Source organism: Acidobacteriota bacterium (assembly GCA_020349885.1).
GTDB lineage: Bacteria > Acidobacteriota.
The window spans coordinates 277,169-299,093 of sequence record CP070701.1 but is presented as its reverse complement, the minus strand read 5'-3'; the positions used below and the strand labels follow the sequence as shown (position 1 = coordinate 299,093).

At 62.6% G+C, this 21,925-nt stretch carries 18 protein-coding genes and 2 tRNA genes; 9 read left to right on the top strand and 11 right to left on the bottom strand.

Annotated features, from left to right (window positions below; translation table 11 throughout):
* Positions 1–4: 4 nt before the first annotated feature.
* Positions 5–3,286 (bottom strand): response regulator, encoded by a 3,282-nt coding sequence (locus JSV08_01345; protein UCF81095.1) that lies wholly within the window; start codon positions 3,284–3,286, stop codon positions 5–7.
* A gap of 201 nt (positions 3,287–3,487) precedes the next feature.
* Between JSV08_01345 and radC the strand changes: the two genes are divergently transcribed.
* Positions 3,488–4,240 carry a DNA repair protein RadC gene (gene radC / locus JSV08_01340; protein ID UCF81094.1) on the top strand — a complete coding sequence of 251 codons (753 nt, stop codon included), beginning with the start codon at positions 3,488–3,490 and terminating at the stop codon, positions 4,238–4,240.
* Positions 4,241–4,324: 84 nt separating this feature from the next.
* Here the strand turns inward: radC and JSV08_01335 are convergent, their stop codons facing one another.
* Together JSV08_01335 and JSV08_01330 are read right to left on the bottom strand one after the other, a co-directional pair.
* Positions 4,325–5,491, bottom strand: coding sequence for a threonine synthase (locus JSV08_01335; GenBank protein UCF81093.1), 1,167 nt, complete (start codon positions 5,489–5,491; stop codon positions 4,325–4,327).
* 109 nt (positions 5,492–5,600) lie between these two features.
* Entirely contained in the window at positions 5,601–6,272 is a 672-nt protein-coding gene (locus tag JSV08_01330) for a hypothetical protein (protein UCF81092.1), read from the bottom strand.
* Between the two features lie 150 nt (positions 6,273–6,422).
* Here JSV08_01330 and JSV08_01325 point away from each other — a divergent pair, with 150 nt between their 5' ends.
* The 3 genes from JSV08_01325 (at position 6,423) to JSV08_01315 (ending at position 9,075) form a co-directional block, all read left to right on the top strand.
* Positions 6,423–7,388, top strand: a complete 966-nt coding sequence (locus JSV08_01325) for an ABC transporter ATP-binding protein (GenBank protein UCF81091.1) — start codon at positions 6,423–6,425, stop codon at positions 7,386–7,388.
* A gap of 311 nt (positions 7,389–7,699) precedes the next feature.
* Positions 7,700–8,032 (top strand): hypothetical protein, encoded by a 333-nt coding sequence (locus JSV08_01320; protein ID UCF81808.1) that lies wholly within the window; start codon positions 7,700–7,702, stop codon positions 8,030–8,032.
* Positions 8,029–9,075, top strand: a complete 1,047-nt coding sequence (locus JSV08_01315; GenBank protein UCF81090.1) for a dipeptide ABC transporter ATP-binding protein — start codon at positions 8,029–8,031, stop codon at positions 9,073–9,075. The genes JSV08_01320 and JSV08_01315 overlap by 4 nt, the downstream gene beginning before the upstream one ends.
* A 25-nt stretch (positions 9,076–9,100) precedes the next feature.
* Here the strand turns inward: JSV08_01315 and purE are convergent, their stop codons facing one another.
* The 6 genes from purE to JSV08_01285 all read right to left on the bottom strand — a co-directional run bounded on the left by purE (position 9,101) and on the right by JSV08_01285 (position 15,114).
* Positions 9,101–9,664, bottom strand: coding sequence for a 5-(carboxyamino)imidazole ribonucleotide mutase (gene purE / locus JSV08_01310; protein UCF81089.1), 564 nt, complete (start codon positions 9,662–9,664; stop codon positions 9,101–9,103).
* A 2-nt stretch (positions 9,665–9,666) separates the two neighbouring features.
* Positions 9,667–10,968, bottom strand: a complete 1,302-nt coding sequence (purD, locus tag JSV08_01305; protein ID UCF81088.1) for a phosphoribosylamine--glycine ligase — start codon at positions 10,966–10,968, stop codon at positions 9,667–9,669.
* Between the two features lie 198 nt (positions 10,969–11,166).
* On the bottom strand, positions 11,167–11,964 hold the full coding sequence (locus tag JSV08_01300) for a phosphatidate cytidylyltransferase (GenBank protein UCF81087.1): 798 nt from the start codon (positions 11,962–11,964) through the stop codon (positions 11,167–11,169).
* Between the two features lie 24 nt (positions 11,965–11,988).
* Positions 11,989–13,881, bottom strand: a complete 1,893-nt coding sequence (gene ftsH / locus JSV08_01295) for an ATP-dependent zinc metalloprotease FtsH (GenBank protein ID UCF81086.1) — start codon at positions 13,879–13,881, stop codon at positions 11,989–11,991.
* A 390-nt stretch (positions 13,882–14,271) separates the two neighbouring features.
* A tRNA-Ser gene (locus tag JSV08_01290) sits at positions 14,272–14,364 on the bottom strand.
* 42 nt (positions 14,365–14,406) lie between these two features.
* The gene (locus tag JSV08_01285) at positions 14,407–15,114 is read right to left on the bottom strand and encodes a hypothetical protein (protein ID UCF81085.1); all 708 of its coding nucleotides are present in this window, start codon (positions 15,112–15,114) and stop codon (positions 14,407–14,409) included.
* 128 nt (positions 15,115–15,242) lie between these two features.
* Here JSV08_01285 and JSV08_01280 point away from each other — a divergent pair, with 128 nt between their 5' ends.
* Entirely contained in the window at positions 15,243–16,739 is a 1,497-nt protein-coding gene (locus JSV08_01280) for a hypothetical protein (protein ID UCF81084.1), read from the top strand.
* Between the two features lie 134 nt (positions 16,740–16,873).
* On the opposite strand, the gene JSV08_01275 is transcribed toward JSV08_01280, so the two are convergent.
* The gene (locus JSV08_01275) at positions 16,874–17,770 is read right to left on the bottom strand and encodes a hypothetical protein (GenBank protein UCF81083.1); all 897 of its coding nucleotides are present in this window, start codon (positions 17,768–17,770) and stop codon (positions 16,874–16,876) included.
* 228 nt (positions 17,771–17,998) lie between these two features.
* Positions 17,999–18,619, bottom strand: a complete 621-nt coding sequence (locus JSV08_01270; GenBank protein ID UCF81082.1) for a hypothetical protein — start codon at positions 18,617–18,619, stop codon at positions 17,999–18,001.
* A gap of 822 nt (positions 18,620–19,441) precedes the next feature.
* On the opposite strand from JSV08_01270, the gene JSV08_01265 reads away from it, so the two are divergent.
* From JSV08_01265 to JSV08_01250, 4 genes are all read left to right on the top strand, one after another.
* Positions 19,442–20,044, top strand: a complete 603-nt coding sequence (locus JSV08_01265) for a sigma-70 family RNA polymerase sigma factor (protein UCF81081.1) — start codon at positions 19,442–19,444, stop codon at positions 20,042–20,044.
* A 1-nt stretch (position 20,045) separates the two neighbouring features.
* Positions 20,046–20,702, top strand: coding sequence for a hypothetical protein (locus JSV08_01260; protein UCF81080.1), 657 nt, complete (start codon positions 20,046–20,048; stop codon positions 20,700–20,702).
* A gap of 18 nt (positions 20,703–20,720) precedes the next feature.
* Positions 20,721–21,692 (top strand): PDZ domain-containing protein, encoded by a 972-nt coding sequence (locus tag JSV08_01255; protein UCF81079.1) that lies wholly within the window; start codon positions 20,721–20,723, stop codon positions 21,690–21,692.
* Between the two features lie 149 nt (positions 21,693–21,841).
* Positions 21,842–21,918, top strand: a tRNA-Met gene (locus JSV08_01250).
* Positions 21,919–21,925: the final 7 nt, after the last annotated feature.

Genomic DNA, 21,925 nt, shown 5'->3' with positions numbered 1-21,925 from the left:
TCGACTATTCCCCCCGGGCAAAGGGCACGGGAACGGTCAGCCAGACGGCCACCTTCCGCCCGTCCTTTTCGGCCGGCGTGAACGTCCACGTGAGCACCTCGGCCTCGGCCAGCCTGGAAAGCACCGGCTCGTCGGACGGGTTGTGAACCGTGCGCGCCTCCTTGACGCTGCCCTCAACCGTAATGTGCGCGCTCACGAAAACCTGGGTCCCCGACGGAGCCTCCGAGTCTTGCGGCAGAAGCGGCGTCGTCGTTCGCAGGGGCTGCGGCTTCTTAACGCCCTCGAGATTCTTGAGAGGTTCGCTGGAGACGGGCGCGGGGGAGGGAGCCGTTTCCTTTATTGTCTCCAGACCTTCAGATACTCCGCGGGAGACTTTGTCAAAAACCGCGTCGCGAAAGCGGAAGAATTTTTCAGAAACCGCGTCGCGAAATAGGTATCCCGCAACGGCAAGCGCCGCCACAACGACCAGACTCGCGGCAATCTTTAAAATTTTCCCGCTTTTCACCCGCCGGCGAGGCGAAAGCGAGGGCCTGGGACGCGCGGCCACCTCGGCGAGGTCGGCGAGAGTCGGCTCCGATTCCTCCTCCTTCGGCGCCTCCGAAGGAACCGCTTCGGCGGAAACAGCCAGTGCCTGCCGCTCTTCTTCCACCGGCTCTTCGGCCGAAGCTTTTTCCTCACCCTCACCGGTCGCGACTTCGTCCATAAGGAGCGAAGGCTCCTCCTCTTCGGCCTCGGAGAGAGAAGGTCCTTGCTTATCCTCTTCCGGCGTAAAATGGAGATTTACTTCCTCCGAGGATTCTTCCTCTTTTCCGCTTCCCTCGTCATCCGCCAGGGAAATCTCTTCCCCGCCTTCAAGCTCAACCGATTCGGCGGTTTCAAGCGCCGCTTCCTCAACAGCGGGCTCCTCCCGGGCGGCTTCCTCCTGCGGCATCTCTTCGGCAGGCTCAATCTCAAGGGGGGAAGAATCCTCCTCAGTGGAAGCTCCCTCTTGCACTTTTTCTTCTTCCGCTCCGGTCCACATCTCCTCCGGCGGCATGCTCTTGCGCATCTCTTCAACGAATTCGTCGCGTTCGATTTGCGCCGTGCTGTCCTTCGAAACCTCCTCCTCCGCCGGCGCCTCAACCTGCCGTTCCTCCTCCGCTTTCTCGGGAGGCTCCGCCGCCTCTTCCGCTTCTTCTTCAACCGCTTCAAAGGGCTCCAAGTCCCCCACTTCACCTTCCTCAGCCTCCTCCGGCGCTTCCCGTGCGGCCGGCTCGGAAGCATCGAAAACTTCGTCCAGTGAACCTATGGCTTCTTCTTCCGAACTGAAATCTTTCTTTGAATCCAGAATTTCTTCTGGAGCGGAAGCAGAAGTTTCCTCTTCGGAAGCCGCAATATCCTCCCCGGGCAGCGAGGGCAGTTCTTCGCCGACAGGAACGCTTTGCTCTTCCTCTTCTTCCTTTTCCTCTTCCTCCTCCTGCACGGACACTTTTTCCTCGAGGTCCGTCGAGTCTTCTTCAGAAGTCTCTTCGAGTACGGGCGATTCCTCCATTTCCTCAGGGGAAAGCGTCGCGTATTGATCTTCGGGATGTTCCGCGTCCAGCGCCTGCGTTTTGTACTCTTCCGTTTCCTCGTCGCTCTCCGACTCAGCCGAGGCTTTTTCAGGAAATTCCTCTTCTCCCTCCGCAGCGTTTTCGGGAAGCTCTTCTTCCTCCGCCATGCCTTCCGTGGCATCGACAGCCTCAAGGGCCGGCGCCTCTTCTTCCTCGTCGTCGTGCAGTTCCACAACGCGGGGCGACGAATCGGCCTCATCTGAAACGGCCGGCTCAAGCTCCTCCGAAATTTCTTCTTCCTCTTCTTCCTCGTCAAACTCTTCGCCGGAGGGGGCCTCTTCCAGGTCCTGTTCCTCCTCTGACTCGGTAAATAATTCGTCCGGCAGATTTCCGCCTTCGATGGCGCCTTCAAGCGCATCGAGCGCGTCGAGCGACGGCGTGCCTTCCCGTCCTAAATCTTCTCCCTCGATCACCGCTTCTTCCTCGTGAGATTCTTCAAGTGATTCCGAAAGCTCCTCAATTTCTTCCTCGGAAGAATCCGCTTCGTCCGATTCCAGCTCGTCCCGGGCGGCGATTTCTTCCTCCAGGCCCTCCCCTTCGACGGCGCCTTCAAGCGCATCGAGCGCATCGAGCGACGGCGTGCCTTCCTGTTCGAAATCTTCTCCTTCTTCCCCTTCTGCCGGAGCCTCTTCGGGCTGGGCTTCTCCAAGCGACTCCGAAAGCTCCTCAACTTCTTCTTCGAAAGAACCCTCTTCGTCCTCGGCGGCGATCTCATCCAGATCTTCCCCCTCCTCGGCGCCTTGCGCATCTTCGGCCGCGGGCTTGGCTTTTGAAGGATACTCAAACTCCGGAGGCGTCTCCTCCGCGAGAATGTCTCCAAACAGGTCTTCCGACGTGAGCAGTTGTTCTTCCGAGGCCTGGGCACCCGGGGCTTGGGGCAAAGACTCCTCCTGGGGCTCCGGCTCTTCCGGCGACTCTTCCCACTGGAACGGCTCAAACGAACGCTCCTCAAGGTGTTCCGCCCCCTTCTTCAAGCCGTAGGGCGAAGCATCCTTTTTCTTGCGCGTTTTCTTGAGGTCCTTGAGAGTCTGCTTCAGGGAGGCCTTGGCTTTCTTTATGTCCGTTTTCCGCCGCTTCTTCGGCGGCTTGAGAAAGTCTTCCATGGCCTGCGCGGTGACGTTCGCGGCCTCCTCGGGAGAGAGCTCCGGCGCTTCTGGTTTCTCCTTCTCTCGCGTTTTCTTCTCCTTCCGTCCGATCTGCCGCATTTCACGCAGGAGTGCATCGCGGTCAACGTCGTGCACCACCTGTCCAGTGGTTTTGGCCGCGGCGGACGCCTCCGCAGAAGCTCCGGCCCCTTTAGCCCTGGAAGGCTTCGGCCCTAGCAGGTCCAGGCCCAAAGCGCGTCCCACGGCTTTCAGCAGCACGTCGTCGGTCACGGGCCGCTCCAGGTGTTCGAAGGCCTGGTACTTCTGAAGCGCCTCGCTGCGGTACTTTCTCCCTTTGTAGGTCTTGGTGCACCAGATGAGCGGCACATCCGACCGCGGCCCCGACTTGATTCTTTTGCAAACCTCGAAACCATGGAGCTTGGGAAGCATGGGTTCGATGATGACGAGGTCGGGGTTCCAGTTTTGAAAGTGCTCGACCGCATCCTGGCCGTTGTTGACCGTCTGGACTTCGAAGCCCTTCCCCGCCAAGATGGTCTGAAGGTAGGTCAAGTTCTTGGGGTCGTAGTCGGCAATGAGAATCTTTTTCATGGCCTCAGAAATACGACGTCGCGGCGCGAGACTTTCAGCTTTTCTAGAATAGCCCTCTTCTCATAACTTGTCAACAAACAAGGGGTTTTCGCGCCTTTCGTCGTTGAATCAACCGGGCAAAGAAGCGCATGAATTTTCTCGCCGCTCGTGAGCCCCCGTGCCCGTCCGAGTCTTGGGAGTCGTATGCTACAATAAGCGCTTATGAAGTCCCGCGCCCGCAGGCCTTCAGCCAAGGAGCGAGAAAAAACCTCCCGTAGCCGCGGCCGTGTTTCTCCCGCTTGCGAATCGACTCCGAGAGACGCCGTCGGCCGGGGCGCGTTCCTGCGCGACGGCGGCAGCCGCCTCGAGGACGAGGACCTCCTCGCGCTCGTGCTGGCGTCGGGCGCCCGCCGGACGGAGGCCGCGAAGAAACTCGCGGAGCGCATTCTCGACCAATGCGGCGGCCTGGCGGGCCTTGCCAAAACGCCCCTTGAAAAGCTTCTCGAAATCCGGGGCGTGGACCGCGCCCGCGCCGGACGCATCCTTGCGGCCCTCGAGCTCTCGCGGCGCGCGCAGGAGGTCTCGCTCAAGGCGGGAGAGGCGCTGCGCCATCCGGCGGATGTGGTGCGAACCATCCTCTCGCGCCACGCGCAGGCGAACAAAGAGGTGTTCGGCGTGCTCCTGCTGGACGTGAAGAACCGCCCGCGCGGCTACCGCATCATCTCCGTCGGCACCCTCGACCAGAGCCTTGTGCACCCCCGGGAAGTTTTCAAGGAGGCCGTTGCGTTAAACGCCGCGAAGGTCGTCCTTTTCCACAACCACCCCTCGGGCGACCCGACGCCGAGCGCCGAGGACGTCGACGTGACCAAGTGCCTCGTCTCGGCGGGTCACACGCTGGGCATCCCCGTGCTCGACCACATCATCGTGGCCGAAGGCGGCTACGTGAGCCTCAAGGAAAAGAAGCTGTTCCCCTGAGCAGAAGAACCGCCAAGGGAATTTTCAGAACCCGCGCCGAAGGAGCCCGCCTGCGCCGAGCAAGACTTTCTCGACGGCCTCCTCTTAAAGCAGCTCCACATAGCGGTCTCCCGTTGCGGCATTAATAAGCACCACGGAGGCTGAGGAAGGAATTTTTTCCGACTCCTGGAGCATCCTCAAGGCCGCAAGCGTCGCCGCCCCCTCGGGCGCCGGAAAGACGCCCGCGCCCGCCGCCATCTCGCGCATGGCCTGCCGAATCTCGTAGTCGCTCACCGAAAGGGCGAAGCCGTCGCTGTCGTAGAGGGCGTGGAGCGCCAGCGTGTCGCCCAGGGGCGAGGGAACGCGCAGGCCGAGCGCGATGGTCTCGGGGTTTTCCCAGCGCTCGGTTTGGGCCGCCTTCTCGCGGAACGCCTTAACGATGGGCGCGCATCCGTCGGGCTGCACGGCGACGAGCCGCGGCTTCTTCCCGTTTTTCAGCATGCCCGCTTCCTCGAGCTCCGAAAACGCCCTCCAGAGTGCGGCGATTCCCGTGCCGCTCCCCGTGGGATAGAGGATGATGTCGGGCAAATTGCCGTCCATCTGCTCCCAGAGCTCGAAGCCCATCGTCTTTTTGCCCTCAAGGCGGTAGGGCTGGCGAAAGGTGCCGACGTTGTAGGCCCGGCGCGCTTCTTTGTCCTGGCTCATCACCATGGCGGCATGGTCGAGGGCGCCGTCCACCCGGTGCACTGCGGCGCCGTAGTGCTCGCATTCGCTCGAAAAGGCCTCCGGCGTATCCGAGGGCATGAAGACGTGCGCCTTCAGGCGGGCCGCCGCGGCATAGGCGGCCGCGGCGACGCCCGCGTTTCCGAGCGTGGCGAGGGCGATGCGCTTTGCGCCCATCTCCTTGGCCTTCGCAACCACGACGGCCATGCCGCGCGCCTTGAACGAGCCGGTCGGGTTTTGCCCCTCGTCCTTGACAAAAACGCGGTGCAGCCGAAACTGCCGCTCCCAGCGGGGCACGCGAAGAAGCGGCGTGCATCCCTCGCCGAGCGTGACGAGATTCCTCGCCTCGCGGAGCGGCAGAAGCTCGCGGTAGCGCCAGAGGTAGGCGCCGCGCCCGCTCCACGCCCTCGGGAGCGACGCGGCGCTCGGACGCAGGTCGTAGCGCACCTCGAGCGGCTTGCGGCACTCGGTGCAGCTTTGGTGCTCCAGGTCATCGGGATAGACGTTCCCGCATGCGGTGCACTGCAGGTGATGAATGAGGGAATCCATGCGCCAGCCCATTGTAACATGGGCCCGCGAAAACAAAGGGCGCACCGCAGTGCGCCCTTGCAAAATCTGAATCCTGACGGCTTGCCGCCCGACGGCCCTTAAGCCGAGGCTACTTCTTCTTCCCCGGCGGCCCGGCGGCCGTGCATGTTCCCGTGCCCCTGCTCCTGCCTTTGCCTTTAGCCGTATCTTTGCTTTTTTCCTTCTCCGCGGACGGGCCGCCCTTGTGTTTCTCGCGGTAGGTTTTTCCGGCGATGGCCGAAATTTTTTCCCCGTTGGCGCGGCGGGCGAGCACCTCGTCCGCGCCGATGCCGAGTGACGCCGAGAGCACGCGCGCGTTCACCCAGTCGACGATTTCCACGTCCGTGAGGCGCACCTTCGTCCTCGGTTCTTTTTTCCAGTAGCCGTAGGCCTTGCCGTAGGGCGGGCCCGGCCGGCTCGGGAGGGAAACGAAAATTCCGCCGACGTCAATCTTCAGCTTCTCGAAAACCACCTGCCACGAGTCGCCGCCTCGGCGCAGGCCCAGTATGTAGTTGTAGTCCCTGCCCGATTCCTTCGAGAGATAGCAGTAGACGGCCAAGTGCTCCGGGCCGTCCCTCGAGCCCTTGAGCAGGACCCCGAACTGCACGTCGTCGGGCTTGAAGTGCTCGCGGTAAAGACTCTTCAAGACCGACACGTCGTCCGAGGGGTCGGGCGAGCGAATCGCGTCGAGAATTCCCGCCTGTGCCGCTCCGGCCAGGCCAAGCAACGTTGCCAGGAGAACGAGAATCGTCTTTTTGCCCATGGGTATGCCTCCGTTCTTCAAGGTTTCTTAAGGTTTTTATGATACCCGGTCGGGCGGCGCAACGCAAACCCGGGATCCCGGGATATCCATCGGCGGCCGGTCCCCGATTCTTGACTCCGGGGGGAAGGCGGCGCTACAGTGAAATTTCCCATGGAGCCTCTCCTCAAAATCCGCCGCCTCAAGACGCATTTTTTCACCGAGGACGGCGTCGTGCCCGCCGTGGACGACGTCTCGTTCCAGATCCATGCTGGCGAGGCCGTGGGACTCGTGGGCGAGTCGGGCTGCGGCAAGAGCGTCACGGCGCTTTCCATCCTTCGCCTCATCACCCACCCCGGGCGCATCATGGGCGGCGAGATTCTCTACAAGGGGAAAAACCTGCTGGCGCTCTCCGAGGAGGAGATGCGCCGCGTCCGCGGAAACGAAATTTCCATGATTTTCCAGGAGCCCATGACGAGCCTGAACCCGGTCTTCACGGTGGGCGACCAGATCATGGAGGCGATTCGCCTGCACCAGGGGAAACCGCGGCGAGAGGCGCGCGAGGAGGCCGTCCGCATGATGCGGCTCGTGGCCATCCCCGACCCCGAGAAGCGCGTGGACAACTACCCGCACGAGATGTCGGGCGGCATGCGCCAGCGCGTGATGATAGCCATGGCGCTCTCGTGCCATCCCTCGCTCCTCATCGCCGACGAGCCGACGACGGCGCTCGACGTCACCATCCAGGCGCAAATCATGGAACTCCTTGCCGAGCTTCAGGAAAAGCTCGGGCTCGCGGTGCTCCTCATCACGCATGACCTGGGCGTGGTCGCGGAATTCGTGGGCTGCGTCCTCGTGATGTACACGGGCAAGATAGTCGAGGAGGCGCCCGTCGCAAAGCTTTTCAAGGACCCGAAGCATCCCTACACCCGGGGGCTTCTGCGGAGCATTCCCAAAGTGCACGGCGAAGCCGCGGCGGAGCGCCTGGAGACCATCGAGGGCGCCGTGCCCGACCTGGCGCGGCTCCCGGACGGCTGCCATTTCGCGCCGCGCTGCCCCTTGGTGAAAGAGGTTTGCCGCGAGGGCATGCCGGACTTCCGCGCCGTCGCGAGCGAGCACACCGCAAGATGCGTGCTGTATTGAATAGGAGTTTTGGAGTTGTGGAGCTTAGCATTTCGGAAAGTTACCAAGCTAACTTCCAAAAGGAGGTCAACATGGAACTCGAAGTGACATGGGGAAGAACCGTTCGCGTATGGTGGGCGTATGTTTGGCGCTTAATGCTCATCACTTCCATTATTGGTTTTGGTCTTGGTCTTTTTATGGGGGTTCTCGGCTCACCACCTCAACTGGCTAACATAATCCTAAACCTTACAGGTATCATAAGCATAGCAATTTCGTTTGCTGTGATGCAGAGGATTCTCGGCAAGGATTTCGGTGAATTTCGCCTCGTATTGATTCGCAAGGAGGTCAACACGGAACTCGAAGTGACATGGGGAAGAACAGTTCGCGTATGGTGGGCGTATCTTTGGCGCTCTATGCTCATCACTTTTATTATTGGTTTTGTTATGGGGCTTCTCCAGGCCCAGGGGGCTTTCAACTCCGACTTGCCGATTCAACTGGTGGGTATCATAATTAGTCTGGCGTTTTCGCTTGTTGTAATGAAGATGATTCTCGGCAAGGATTTTCGCGAATTTCGTCTCGTATTGATTCGCAAAGACGACAAATCACCTAACAAGCTAGGATTGGAGTCGCCCAACTTTCCCTCTCCTAAACCTTCGAGCCCATGACCGCCCGGCCCCAGGAACAAATTCTTCAAGCCCCGCCGCCCCCCGAGGCGCGCGCGCGGCCCGCGGAGGACGCGCTCCTCGAGGTGCGCAACCTGAAGAAATATTTTCCGCTCTACCGCGGCGTCTTCCAGCACGTCTACGCGCACGTGAGGGCCGTGGACGGCGTGAGCTTTTCCATCCGCCGGGGCGAGACCTTCGGCCTCGTGGGCGAGTCGGGCTGCGGCAAGACCACCGTCGGGCGCTGCATACTGCGGCTCACCGAGCCGACCGAGGGCGAGGTTCGGTTCGAGGAGGAAAACATTCTCGACTTCGACCGCGAGCGCATGCGCCTCGCGCGGCAGGACATGCAGGTAATTTTTCAGGACCCTTACGCCTCCCTCAACCCGCGCATGACCATCGGCGACATCGTGGGCGAGCCGTTCGTCATCCACGCTATCGCCAGGGGAAGCGAAAAGCGGGACCGCGTGGCGCACCTCCTGCGCACGGTGGGGCTCGACCCCCAGCACATGAAGCGCTATCCGCACGAGTTCTCGGGCGGCCAGCGCCAGCGCATCGGCATCGCGCGGGCGCTTGCGCTCCAGCCCAAGCTCATCATCGCCGACGAGCCCGTCTCCGCGCTCGACGTCTCCATCCAGGCGCAGGTCGTGAACCTCCTTCAGGACCTGCAGGAAAAGCTTCGCCTCACCTATCTCTTCATCGCGCATGACCTGAGCGTCGTCGAGCACATCTCGCACCGCGTGGGCGTGATGTACCTGGGAAAGCTGGTCGAGGTGGCGACGAGCGAAGAGCTCTACGAGAACCCGCTCCACCCCTACACGAAGGCGCTTCTTTCGGCCGTGCCCGTTCCCGACCCGGCCGTCAAGAAGGAGCGCGTCGTCCTTCCGGGCGACGTGCCGACGCCCGTGAATCCCCCGTCGGGCTGCCGCTTCCGCACGCGCTGCCCCATCGCCGAGGCGCGCTGCGCCGAGGAGGAGCCGCCGCTCGTCGAAAAGACTTCCGCCCGAGAGGGCGAGCACGTCGCGGCGTGCCTCCTGGTGGAGTAGGGGCGCGGAAGGCCGCGCCAGCCGTTTATTTTTTCCGACGCTTCAGCATTTTCAGAATCCGCTTCGTCGCCGGGTCGGAGGAGAGAACCTTCTTGCGGTTGCGGCTGCGCAGGGCGCGGAGGCGGCGGGCAAGAGCGGCGTCGTCGAGCGCGAGGATGGACGCGGCGAAGAGCGCCGCGTTGCGCGCCCCGGCCTTCCCGACGGCCATGGTCGCAACGGGAATGCCGGGGGGCATCTGCGCGGTCGAAAGGAGCGCGTCGAGGCCGTTCAGGGCCGAGCTGTCGAGAGGGACGCCGACTACGGGGAGCGTCGTGTGCGCCGCGACGGCGCCCGCAAGGTGTGCCGCCATGCCGGCTCCCGCGACGAGTACTCGGACGCCCCGGGCGGGCGCCGCACGGACGTAGCGCTGCACCTCGCGCGGCGTCCGGTGCGCCGAGAGCGTCACCGATTCGCAGGCGACGCCCAGCGACTCGAGAGTCTTTTCGCACTCCGCCATCACGGGGCGGTCCGAGGCGCTGCCCATCATGATTCCCACGCGCGGCGTTCGCGTCTTCCCGGTTCGGCGAGCGGACGATTTCGGCGCGGCCATAATTACTCCTTTCCCTCCTTGTCTTGCGAGGCGCGCCCCTTCAAAGCCGCAAGGCCGATGTCGCGCCGGAAGTGCATGCCCTCGAAACGCACCCGGCCCACGGCTTCGTAGGCGCGGCGGATGGACTGGCTCAGTTTTTCTCCCATGCCGGTGACGCCGAGAACGCGCCCTCCGGCGACGACCGTCTGGTCGTCCTCCCGCTTGGTGCCGGCATGGAAGACGAAAACGTCTTCCATGTCCTCCACCTCTTCGAGACCCTCGATGGGCATGCCCTTCTTGGGCGCCTCGGGATAGCCCTCGGCGGCGAGCACGACGCACGTGGCCGCTCTCGTGTCCCACTCGACCTTGGCGCGGCCGAGCTCCTTGCTCGCCACGGAATGAAGGAGGACGACGAGGTCGCTCTGAAGGCGCGGCAGGATGACCTGCGCCTCGGGATCGCCGAGGCGGCAGTTGTATTCGAGCACCCGGGGGCCGTCGGGCGTAAGCATGAGGCCGACGTAGAGGAATCCCGCGTAGCGCCGCCCTTCCTTTTCGAGTCCCACGAGCGTGGGCTGGACGACGTCCTGCATCACGGAGCGGAACATGTCCTGCGAGAGATTGGTCGCCGGAGAAAACGCGCCCATGCCTCCCGTGTTCGGCCCCTTGTCCTCCTCGAGAAGGGTTTTGTGGTCCTGCGAGGTCACCAGGGGGAGGGCACGGCGGCCGTCGGAGATTACGATGAAGGAGGCCTCGGTGCCTTCGAGAAATTGTTCGATAACGGCACGCTCGCCGGCGCCGCCGAATTTCTTCTTCACCATAATCGCCTCAACGGCCTTGTCCGCGTCGTCGGGCGTCAGGCAGACGAAGACGCCCTTGCCCGCCGCAAGGCCGTCGACCTTGATCACGGCGGGCAACCCCGTCCGGTCGAGAATCTGCCGCGCTTCATCCGGGGAGTGGGCGACCTCGAAGGACGCGGTGGGAATGTCGTATTTCTGCAGGAACTCCTTGGCGTAGACCTTGCTTCCCTCGAGCTCCGCCGCGAGCTTGCGGGGGCCGAAAATGCGCAGGCCTCGCTTGAGAAATTCGTCCACGATGCCCATCGTGAGCGGAAGCTCCGGCCCCACGACCGTGAGGCCGACGCGGAGCTCCTGGGCGAAGTCGGCGAGCTCGATCGAGCTCGTCGGGTCGAGGGCCACGCACTCGGCATGCTCGGCGATGCCCGGGTTGCCGGGCGCGCAGTAAATTTCGTCCGCGAGTGGGCTCTGAGAAATTTTCCAGACCAGGGCGTGCTCGCGTCCGCCGGAGCCGATGACAAGGATTCGCATGACCAAGAGTCCGCGCGCGGGGCTACGTCCGCAGCGCGGCAAAAAATAATCGCACACGCGCCGCGGGCAGTCAAGGGCGAAAAAAATCGCGCGCCGCCGCCCGTCAAGCGTTTTGTCCCGATCCCAACGCTAAGCGTCAGGCTTGTCCGCCATAGGCGGGGTTGCCGCACCTTTCCCCTTGCCCCGGCGATATCGGGGCTAGGACACAATCCTGCTGTAGATAAAGAGCAGGGGGGCCGCAAAGAGAAGCGAGTCGGCGCGGTCGAGGACGCCGCCGTGCCCCGGAAGCAGCGCTCCAGAATCTTTCGCGCCGGCGGCGCGCTTGAGGAGCGAGATGGAAAGGTCGCCCAGTTGGGCCGCAAGGCTAAGAAGGATTCCCGCGATCACCGCGATGTCCCATCCAGGGGTGTGGAAAAACAGCATCTTCGCCGCGATGGCGCCTATAAGACCTCCGAGCACATGACCCACGGCCCCCTCCCATGTTTTGCGGGGGCTGACTTCCGGAGCCATGGGATGACGGCCAAGTGTCCGACCGACGTAAAAAGCGAACGTGTCACCAAGCCAGACCGCAAGGTAGAGCAGGAAAATCCACTCGGCGCCGTGCGCCCGGAGCGGAACCTGGATGCCCAAGCCCATCCCGACGCAGCATGCCCCGAAAAGCGACGCGCCGATCGAGAGGAAGCGCTGCTCCATGGAGCGCTGCGGACGCGCGAGCGAGGCCACGAGAAAAACGACGGCGAGCGACGCCGACGCGGCCAGCATCCGGTGCGCGGACGGCTTGAAGGCAAGCGTCGCGGCCGAGGCGAGCCCCGCCGCGACGAAAACGAACCTTGAAGCCACCCAGCCGCGTGCGTGCAAAAGCTGCGCGTATTCCCAAAGCGCCGCCAGCGCTCCCGCGCCGATGAAGACGGCAAACGCATAGACGGGGAGGTATCGGACCAGTCCGAAAAAGAGCGGGATGAATACAAGGGCGGTGAGAACTCGTTTCCAGTGCACGACGGAGAGGAAACAGCGCCGCGGCTACTTTTGCGCGGGAGCAGGCGTAAGGACGGGCGCGGGGGCTTTCTGCTTTTCGGCCTCTTGCGGTGCGGGCTCGGGAGCGGGCTCCGCGACCTCGAGCGGAGGAAGCTCCTCACCGCGCACCACGGCGGCGGCCTCCTCGGCCGTGAGCGTCTCGCGCTCCAGCAGATGTTTCACCATGCGCTCCATCGTCTCGCGGTTTTCGTTCAGAACGTCCTTCGCGCGGTCGTAGCTTTCGCCTAAAAATTTTTGCACTTCCGCGTCGATGCGCCGCGCGGTTTCCTCGCTGTAGTCCACCATGCGGGTGATCTCGCGCCCCAGGAATACGTTATCGTCTTTTCGGCCGAAGGTCGCGGGGCCGAGTCCGCTCATCCCCATCTCGCACACCATGGCGCGCGCGATGCTCGTCGCCTTCTCCAGGTCGTCGCGGGCGCCCGTGGTCAGGTGGTCGAGAAAAAGCTCCTCGGCGGCCCGCCCGCCCATGAGGACGGCGAGCCGGTCCACGAGATACTCCTTGCTGTACGTGTGGCGGTCGTCGACGGGAAGCTGCTGCGTGACGCCCAGCGCCATCCCCCGCGGAATGATGGTCACCTTGTGCACGGGGTCGGCATGCTTGACGGACATGGCGACCAGCGTGTGCCCCGACTCGTGGTAGGCGGTGGTGCGCTTCTCCTCGTCGCTGATGACGCGGCTGCGGCGCTCGCTTCCCATCAGGACCTTGTCCTTCGAGTCTTCGAACTCGGTCATGAAGACCTTTTCCTTGTTGCGGCGGGCCGCAAGAAGCGCCGCTTCGTTCGCGAGGTTCGCCAGGTCGGCTCCCGTGAAGCCGGGCGTTCCCCGGGCGATCGTCTCCAGGTTCACGTCGGGGGCGAGCGGCACTTTTCTCGTGTGCACCTTCAGGATCTCGGTGCGTCCCCGGAGGTCGGGAATATCCACGATGACCTTGCGGTCGAAGCGGCCGGGGCGAAGGAGCGCCGGGTCGAGGACGTCGGGGCGGTTCGTCGCGGAAAGAAGGATGACGCCGAGGTTCGTCTCGAATCCGTCCATTTCGACGAGGAGCTGGTTGAGCGTCTGCTCGCGCTCGTCGTGCCCGCCGCCCAGGCCCGCGCCGCGCAGGCGCCCCACGGCGTCCAGCTCGTCGATGAAGATGAGGCAGGGGGCGTTTTTCTTGCTCTTTTCAAAAAGATCGCGCACCCGCGAGGCGCCCACGCCCACGAACATCTCGACGAAGTCCGAGCCACTGATGGAGAAAAACGGGACGTTCGCCTCCCCCGCGACGGCCTTGGCGAGAAGCGTCTTCCCCGTGCCCGGCGGGCCGACGAGGAGCACGCCCTTGGGAATCTTTCCCCCGAGGCGCTGGAACTTCTGCGGGTCTTTCAGGTACTGGACAATTTCCGAAAGGTCATCCTTCGCCTCCTCGCATCCGGCGACGTCGGCGAAGGTGACGCGCTCGCGGTCGCTCGAGGCGAGCCGCGCGCGGCTTTTTCCGAACGAGAGCGCTTTCATGGAGCCGGCCTGCATCTGCCGCAGCAGAAAGACGAAAAGCCCCACGAGCACGATGATGGGAAGCCACGTGTAGAGGAGCCCCCAATACACCCCGGTGTTCTCTTCCTTGACCGTGATGGCGACCTTGTGTTTGCGCAGGAGGTCCACCAGGCCGTCGTAGCGGGGCGCGATCGTGGCGAAGGCTTTCTCGTTTTCGCGAAAGGTGCCCGTGATGTCCGATTCCCCCGCGATGGTTATCTCCTTGACCTCTTTGCGCTCGACCGCCGCGAGGAACTCGCTGAAGGTAAGAGACAGCGGCGCGGGCTTCGTATCGGCGAAATACTGCCACACCAGGAGCACCGCGATTAACAGCACGAGCCAGATGGTAAGCGTCTTCAGCCTTTGCATAGAAAATTTCCTTATCTTACTAGTATAGCATAAGGCTCCGCTCCCTGGCCAACCTCCCCCGGCGGCCGGCAAGTCCAGCCGGTAAGGGGTAATTCCTTCCGGTTACCCGCGGGAGGTGCTTCCAATGTAGTACCGCCCGTTCCGTTTGCTCTCTAGAACGTACGCGCAATAGCCGCGCTGGGCATCCACGGCACCTCCGTTATGGCGGAGAGGGTGGGATTCGAATCCGCCGCAGGCGGACAAGCCCACCCAGGGCTTGCTTTACCCGCCGCAGGCGGGCCACGGCACCTCCGTTATGGCGGAGAGGGTGGGATTCGAATCCGCCGCAGGCGGACAAGCCCACCCAGGGCTTGCTTTACCCGCCGCAGGCGGGCCACGGCACCTCCGTTATGGCGGAGAGGGTGGGATTCGAACCCACGGAACCCGGTAAAGGGTTCATCCGCTTTCGAGGCGGACCCGTTATAACCACTTCGGTACCTCTCCGCATCCTCTCTCCCAACTCAATCCCGGCTCCCGAAACCCCGCTCAGCGGTGATACCAGATGTTCCGCAAGGGGCCCACAACGCCGTCCTGCGCCTGGCTGAAACTAAGGTCGTCGCGTCCGCCGGCGTTTCCGTCGGCGCCGACCGAGCGCACCTCGAAATTAAAAGGTAGCATCGAAGGGTTGAGGATGTCCAGCGCGTAGGTGAGGCGGTGCCCCCAGAAGTCGCGCTGCGGCGCGCTCCGCGGCGGCCGGAAGAAGAATTCCTTTTCGTATTCCGGCAGATACCGCTGGTAGTGGGGTTCAAGGGCGGCAGCCAATTCCGCTCCCGAAAGGCGCGCCTTGAGGTCTCCCTGTTCCATCGCATGCGCCGACACGGCCAGGCCCGCGACGAACAAAAGCGTGCGCGTATCGGAAAGGCGGAACGATTCCATCTCCTCCGCGAAGACCTCCGGCAGCAGCCATCCGCCGAAGCGGTCGTAACAGGCGTCAAGCTCCCAGCCGCGGAAGTCGTGATAGACGAAGCGCGCCTTGAAGCGAATCTCTTCCTGGAGCTCCGGAACGGTGAACGGGACGACGGCTTCCTTTCGCTCGCGATCGATCTCGATCTCGCCGAGCTCGACCGTCTGCGGGGCGACGCCGCACTGCCTGACGACGGCCTTTTCAAACTCGCCGAGGTCGGGCGCGGGAATCCGGCTGCATCCGACGCATAACAAGATCGCCCCCGCGAGCCGCCGCGTGTTCTTCTTCATGGCAGGCGTCATGATACCCCCTTGCAGGGGCAAGAACAAAGCGCGCGGCGAAGCGCGGGGCGGGCACGGCGCGGGTGCGGCCAAAACTTTACGGAAATCGGAGCGTTCGATATAATGGGAAACCGCGTATGAAGCATACTGTCCTGGAGCGCGCTTCCGGAACACATCGGAGGCGATGGTTCGTCCTCGCCGCCGGGCTGGCGTGCGCCGGTCTGGCCGTCTCGGTGCTTTTCCCGCAGGACGCCGACCCGCCCGCCGCGGCGGACTCCGGCGAGGAAGCGGCGGCCGGGGAGAAAGCCGTGGGGCCGCTCGTGCCCGAGGGGGAATCCCCGGATCTGGTGCTTTTCGCCACGGGGGACGTGGCCGGCCATCTCGAGCCGTGCGGCTGCCCCGTCAATCCCATCGGGGGGCTGGACCGGCGGGCGGGCTACGCCCGGGAGTTCCGGAAAAAATTTCCCGACGCGCCCTTCCTCTGGGTGGACACCGGCGCGCTCTTCGGGGCCCTCGACGCCGAGGAGGGGCGCATGCGCACGGAGACCCTCGTCGAGGCTTACAACCGTCTGAACTACGCCGCCGTGAACGTCGCCTACCTCGACGTGAGCCAGGACTTCGCCTTCTTCGAGCGGATGCGCGAGAAGGCGTCTTTTCCCTTCATCACGGCCTCCTGGATAAACGCCTCGACCCGGAAGACGATCGGGGACATGCCCCACGCCTCGGCCTCGTTCGGAGAGGGAAGGAGCATCGCCTTCCTGGGCCTCCAGCACCGCGCAGGCGTCACGGTGACGCTTCCCGACGGGCGCACGGCGGAGGTGGCCGACCCGATCAAGGCCGCGCGCAACGTTTTTCCCCGCCTCCGCAAGGAGCACGACCTCGTCGTGGCGCTCGTTCGCATGGACGAGCCGGACGCGCGCGAGCTCGCGCGGGCCGTTCCCAAGGCGGACCTGGTTATCGCGTCCCTGGGGGCGCGGGTCGAACAGGAGCCTCTTTTCGAGGCGGACGTGCCCATCGCCTACACGGGCTACGAGGGACGCACGATGGTGGAGGTGCGGTTTTTCCTGAACGACAGGGGGCGCAAGGAGCGCGTCGAGCTCAAGCTTCATCCCCTTTCCGAGCGCTACCTGCCCGAGCATGACATCGAGCTTCTCGTTCTCGACACCCTCGACAAAATCGCGCGGAAGGAAGCCGAGGAGGGCGTTTCATCCTCCGAGCTCCTGCGGCGGCTCGCGTCCGACGTTCCCCGCCCGAAGAGCTACGAGACTTTCGCGGGCTCGGAAGTCTGCAAGCCGTGCCACGCGAAGCAGTTCGCGCAGTGGGAGGACTCTCCGCACGCCCGCGCCTTCGAGACGCTCGTCAAGGTGGCGCAGGATTTCAACCCCCAGTGCGTCGCCTGCCACGCGACGGGCTACAAGAAGGGCGGGTTCCGAAATGTGCGCTCGACGCCGGAGTTCGCGGGCGTCGGGTGCGAGACGTGCCACGGCGCCGCCTCGGAGCACGCCGCCGATCCAGGGAATCCCCCTCCCGCGTCGGGGAAATCGGCCTCCGGCGGCTGCGAGGGCTGCCACAACAAATTCCAGGACCCCGACTTCAACCGCGCCGCCGCGACGGAGAAGATCCGGCACTGGTGACGGGGGGCAGGGGATAGGGATTAGAGATTAGGGGTTAGGAGATATCTCTCCTTACTTCTTTCCCCTTTCTCAAAAAAGCTGCGCCCGCAAGAACGACAAAAACCAGCGACCAGCGGGCGACTATCCCCAATTTCTTATTCCAGATCCTCAAAAGCATCCGGATCAGGCGGAGGCCCCATGTTGATCAACCCGTAATGGCCCTCGAACTCTAAATAGGAATTGGGATATTTCTTGATAAGTTGGCCGTGATGATGACGTGCATTGTCCTGATCCTTTACTTTTGAGTACGCACCGATTAAGTAAAGCTCTGCCCGCCCTGCTAGGCAAAAACTTTCCGGGTCGAGTAAATCTGAGAGCAGGGAAATAGCATTTTGGGCCTTCAGCTTGGTTACAATCCCTGTTGCGCCCAGTGCGAAATGGAATTTCGCATACGGCGCATAGGTGCTGTCAGGAAATTGAGTAAATACTTGTTCGCAGACAGGATCAAAGCTCCCAAAGCATTTTCCGTCCATTAGCTCCAGTGCCGCCTGATCCACAGCTTTCGACGGCGGCACTACCGTGAATTGCATCTCCGTTTCAAGCTCCGCTGCTACGCAGGAATGCACCTGCGGCTTCGCCCCCTTGGGCTCTGGCCACTTTCGCCCGTAGTACTCCTCCTGCGACTTGTAGATTACCTTCACCGTATAGACCCCGGTCTTTTCGAACGCTCCCAGTTCCGCCTCCTCCAGTAGAAGCGTCTGTCCCTTGTGAATTTGCATACCCACTGAGGATTCAGTGAACAACTGGCCCGGACTCACAGTCTTGCCATCCGGGTCCAGCACTTTTACGGCTACGGGCTCTACGCCCTCATTACCGTAGGCTTCGACAAAGAGCGGCTTTGACCCTGTATGTGTCAACGTCACTCGAAGAAGACCAGGTTCCCCTATCAAAATGGGATTCTTGCACATCGCGGCCTTGAGTTCGAGGTCTTGGGCGTAAGATAGTCCGCTAAATCCAATCGCTAATACAAAAAGGACGACACATCGTTTCATCGTCACGCCTCGGTGCACATGCTTGTTCTCGGGTATCGCCTTTTCATTCTACCCCCCTTCGCTGAGGAAATCACCTGCTTCGGCGGGGCAAGTCCCCACGCCGGAGGCGGGCAAGCGGCGGGGCAAGCCGTTTAATTTTTATCGTAGTGGTTTGAAACGGGCAAGCTAACCGACCACAAGTGGACGGTTGAGGAGCTGCTTTCTATTCATGCCTAAAGCGCAATAACCTTATTGGTCGTCGCCCCTTAAGATATAATAGCCCCGCCAAAACATAAACCATTTAAAATGTTTTTTGTAAAGTTCTTCCGCCTCCTTTTGGGGGTCGCCCTTCGCGTCTATTTTTTTCCTCCACTCCACTACAAGAGGATTGTCGCAAAGCGGAACGATATTATGCTTCCACCAAAAATCCAGATTGCACAATATTTTTATGTCAAAGGCCCTATGTGTCCTTGTTGCAATTGCGCCGTGTAGGTTGAGATACTTTACAAGCATCCAGTCGCGCACATCATTTTGTGATAGCTCTAATTTGTCTTGATTGACCCTCTTTTCTCGGCAATAATCAAAAAATTCCTTTGTCCATATCTCTGCCCTTTTATTTATAAGCCTATTTGACAAGTGGATGAATAAAAGAATCGCACAAAAGAGAAGAGAAACAACCACGGGCTTGTCAAATCCCAAGCGCAGCATTCCAAAGTAAAAAATCACGCTGTAAATCACTCCCAATGCCGCGATGCTCACCCAGTCGCTATCGTCGCGCATTTCAGTCAACGTCCGTGGTGTTGGGGAGGGAAAAGAGGAAAGCGTGTCTGGTAGCATAGCGCATGCTACCATGCCGCGCTTCAGCGGCATAGTGCGTCGTGAAGCGGCTGGAGCAGCCCGTGTGGCTACTTTTCCAACTCATCTACGCCACTCCCAAATCACGAAACAAACCCGCTAAGTGGCGTGAAAAGACGATTCCTCGACAGGGCCTCGGAATGACACGAGGGGAGCGGGCCGGCAATCCCGCCGCTTCGCACGGGACAAGTTTTACCCGCCAAGATTTGTTAGGGCGGGCCGGCAACCCAGACTAAGAGTCTGGGCAAGCTCCGGCAAATCCGGCAAAATCCTTGACAAATCGCACGGACGGCATACATGGAGAAGTATGGAGTATCGCGTATGGAATATAGCGTATGGAGTATGCAAGGATTCGGTCATCCGGTCATCGGTCATGGGGAGGATGCACCCCCCGCCCCCCTCAATTTACAAAACGAACCTACCAACTGCGCATAAACAAAGGATTTTTAAATCGGCCCTAGGAACGAACCTACCAAGTGCGCATGAATAAAGGATTTTTAAATTGCCCCTAGGAACAAACCCAGACGATAGTCTGGGCAAGGTTTACCCCGCCCAGGGGGCGGGGCCGCTAAGTCTTATGAATAAAAGGTTTTTCCGCCGTTCGGTCATTGGTCACTCGCCTTCGCGTAGCCGCTTCGGCGGAGCGAGGTCGGCCATCCGCCCTACAATTAATTGTAAAGAGGCTTCGTATGCACTACACTAGACCCGATGTGCCGAGAGGAGAGCATGAAATATCGCCGCGAAGACCCCTTTTTTGGCCCCGGGCCGGGGGAAGCGAGCCCGCTACGGGCGGGAACTTTTCCCGGAACCCCTCGTTTGATTCCATAAGGAGCACGTATGGCCGGGACGGATACGGAACGACGAGACAAGCCGAGCGATGAAGAGATTATCGAAAGCGTCAAGCAAGGATCGACGGACGCTTTCGGAGTCATCGTCGAGCGGCACCAGAGCGCCATCGTGAACTACGTGACAGGCATTCTCCGGGACCGCGCGAAGGCGACGGACGTCGCCCAGGAAACGTTCCTTCGAGCCTACCGCGCCGCGCCGCGGTACGAGCCCGTGGCGCCGGTCAAGACGTGGCTCCATACCATCGCCACGCGCCTCGCCATCAGCGAGATCCGGCGCGAGAAGCGCTGGGGCAAGCTGCTCTTCAGCGCGAGGGACAGCGAGGCGCACGAGGGCGTCATGACGAACGCCCCCTCGAAGACGCCGTCGCCCGAGGCGAATCTGACGCGGCAGGAGGTCGTGGAGCGGGTGCGCGGGGCCGTGAGGAGTCTTCCCGAGAAATACCGCGTCGTGGTGGCCCTGCGGGACCTGCAGGGGCTCTCGTACGAGGAGATCGAGAACGTGGTGGGCTGCCCCCTGGGCACCGTCAAGTCGCGCGTCAACCGCGGGCGGCTCATGCTCAAGGACGTGCTGCGGGAGTTCGTGGAGAGCTGATATGCCGCAAAAGTGCGCCGCGCTCCGCCATTATTACGCCCGGTACTACGAGGGCGGGCTCTCGGACGGGGAGCGCCTGCACGTCGAGCGCCACCTGCGCTCCTGCGCCGAGTGCTACGAGGACTACCAGGCGTACGTGAGCACCTGCGACCTCCTGCACGGCCTGCCGCCCGTCGAGGCCCCGTTCGGCTTCGCGAGCCGCGTGCGCTTCGCCCTGCGCGCGGAGCCGGAGCCGGCGAAAAGAATTTTCCTGCCTTCATTTCAAACCCCTTCCCTCACCTACCTCCTACCTTCCCTCGGAGCGGTGGCCCTCGTGGTCGCCGCTTCCGCCTTTATGATGACCCGTTATACCCCGTGGGAGCGGGGCGCGCCGTCCCCGCCGCCCGATTCCCCCCGCGTCGCGACCGCCCGCGCCGAGGCGCCCCCGCCCGCCGCGCATGTTTCTCTTCCGGCGGACCGGGCCGCCATGGAATCCGACAAGGAGGTGGAGGAGGTGGAGGCGCTCATCGAGGACATCAACGCCCTCGCCTCCCAGATCCGCTCGGAGCCGATCTTCCTCGGCGGCGACGACGCGCACGAGCTCGTCTTCGACCCCTACGCCATCTACCACCGCCCCGCCGAGCCGGTGGAGGCGGCCGCCGCGGCGTACTCCCCGTAACACAGGAAGGTGCCGAACATGAGAGCCTTGCCTTTCGCTTTGTTTGCGGCGTGGACGGCGGCGCTGCCGGCGTTCGCCGGCGGCTGGGCCGGCATGTGCGTCAAGGACACGCCGCGGGGCGTGCGCGTAACGTGCGTCTGCCCCGACGGGCCGGCCGAAGACGTCGGGGTCCGGATCGGCGATATCCTCGAGTCCGTGGAGGGCCAAAGCGTGGATTCGGTGCACACCCTGGCGGCGCACATCGACGCCGCGCAGCCGGGAGAGCGCATCGAGCTTCGGATGCGGCGGGAGGGGTCTCCGCCGCAGCCTTTCTCGCTCGTTCTGGAAGAGCGCCCGGAGACGCCGGAAAACGCCGGCTGCGCCGTGGGGTGGCCGAACCTGAACGTTCCGGACCTCATGCGGCACATCCACCCGCACAAGGTGCGCGCCGCCTATCTCGGCGCCACCGTCCAGGAGATGACGCCCGAGCTGCGCGAATACTTCGGCGCGCCCTCCGACCGCGGCGTCCTCGTCGCCGGCGTCGACGAGGACAGCCCCGCCGCCCGCGGCCTCGAGGTCGGGGACGTGATCCTGGAAATCGAAAAAATTCCCGTCCGCTGCGGAAGCGACCTGATCTCGGCCGTGCGCGAGCGCGAGGCGGGCGAGAGCGTGTCGCTCCGGGCGCAGCGCCGCGGCCGGCCGCTCGAGCTCTCCTTCCGGCTCGAGGCGCGTGAAAAAACGCGGTTCGACCTCGGCATGCTCCTCTCCGGCCACGGGGATTGCCCCGCCGAAAAGGGCGGCCAGTGCCGGTTCCTGTGGCACTGGAGCGAGGAGGATTTCGAGACGAGTCTGAAGCGCCTGGAGGACATGATGCAGACGGAGCGGTTCCAGAGGATGATGTCCGAGCGCGCCCAACGCCAGAGGATGCTCGAGGAGAAGCTCAAGGCGCTCGAGGAGAAGCTCGAGGCGCTCGAAAAGAAAGCGCGCATGCCGAAGGCGCCGGCCATCTGAGAAGCGCTGAATCTTCTCTTCCTTCTTCATCTGTTCTGCTCCAACCCCGGCAACTTGCTTCCTGCTTGTACAGGCAAGGTGCAAGCGAGCCGACCTTGACAAGGCGCGGGAATTTCCCTAGACTGAAGCCTCGTCTTTGCACCACTTGTTGCGGGGTGGAGCAGTCAGGTAGCTCGCAAGGCTCATAACCTTGAGGTCGCGGGTTCAAATCCCGCCCCCGCTACCAATGTATG

Coding starts and splice junctions, on each gene's coding strand:
- JSV08_01315 (UCF81090.1), top strand. CDS start 8,029: ATGACCGCCCGGCCCCAGGAACAAATTCTTCAAGCCCCGCCGCCCCCC.
- JSV08_01280 (UCF81084.1), top strand. CDS start 15,243: ATGAAGCATACTGTCCTGGAGCGCGCTTCCGGAACACATCGGAGGCGA.
- JSV08_01345 (UCF81095.1), bottom strand. CDS start 3,286: ATGAAAAAGATTCTCATTGCCGACTACGACCCCAAGAACTTGACCTAC.
- JSV08_01260 (UCF81080.1), top strand. CDS start 20,046: ATGCCGCAAAAGTGCGCCGCGCTCCGCCATTATTACGCCCGGTACTAC.
- purE (UCF81089.1), bottom strand. CDS start 9,664: ATGGCCGCGCCGAAATCGTCCGCTCGCCGAACCGGGAAGACGCGAACG.
- JSV08_01265 (UCF81081.1), top strand. CDS start 19,442: ATGGCCGGGACGGATACGGAACGACGAGACAAGCCGAGCGATGAAGAG.
- radC (UCF81094.1), top strand. CDS start 3,488: ATGAAGTCCCGCGCCCGCAGGCCTTCAGCCAAGGAGCGAGAAAAAACC.
- JSV08_01285 (UCF81085.1), bottom strand. CDS start 15,114: ATGAAGAAGAACACGCGGCGGCTCGCGGGGGCGATCTTGTTATGCGTC.
- JSV08_01270 (UCF81082.1), bottom strand. CDS start 18,619: ATGCCGCTGAAGCGCGGCATGGTAGCATGCGCTATGCTACCAGACACG.
- JSV08_01325 (UCF81091.1), top strand. CDS start 6,423: ATGGAGCCTCTCCTCAAAATCCGCCGCCTCAAGACGCATTTTTTCACC.
- purD (UCF81088.1), bottom strand. CDS start 10,968: ATGCGAATCCTTGTCATCGGCTCCGGCGGACGCGAGCACGCCCTGGTC.
- JSV08_01275 (UCF81083.1), bottom strand. CDS start 17,770: ATGAAACGATGTGTCGTCCTTTTTGTATTAGCGATTGGATTTAGCGGA.
- JSV08_01330 (UCF81092.1), bottom strand. CDS start 6,272: ATGGGCAAAAAGACGATTCTCGTTCTCCTGGCAACGTTGCTTGGCCTG.
- JSV08_01255 (UCF81079.1), top strand. CDS start 20,721: ATGAGAGCCTTGCCTTTCGCTTTGTTTGCGGCGTGGACGGCGGCGCTG.
- ftsH (UCF81086.1), bottom strand. CDS start 13,881: ATGCAAAGGCTGAAGACGCTTACCATCTGGCTCGTGCTGTTAATCGCG.
- JSV08_01335 (UCF81093.1), bottom strand. CDS start 5,491: ATGGATTCCCTCATTCATCACCTGCAGTGCACCGCATGCGGGAACGTC.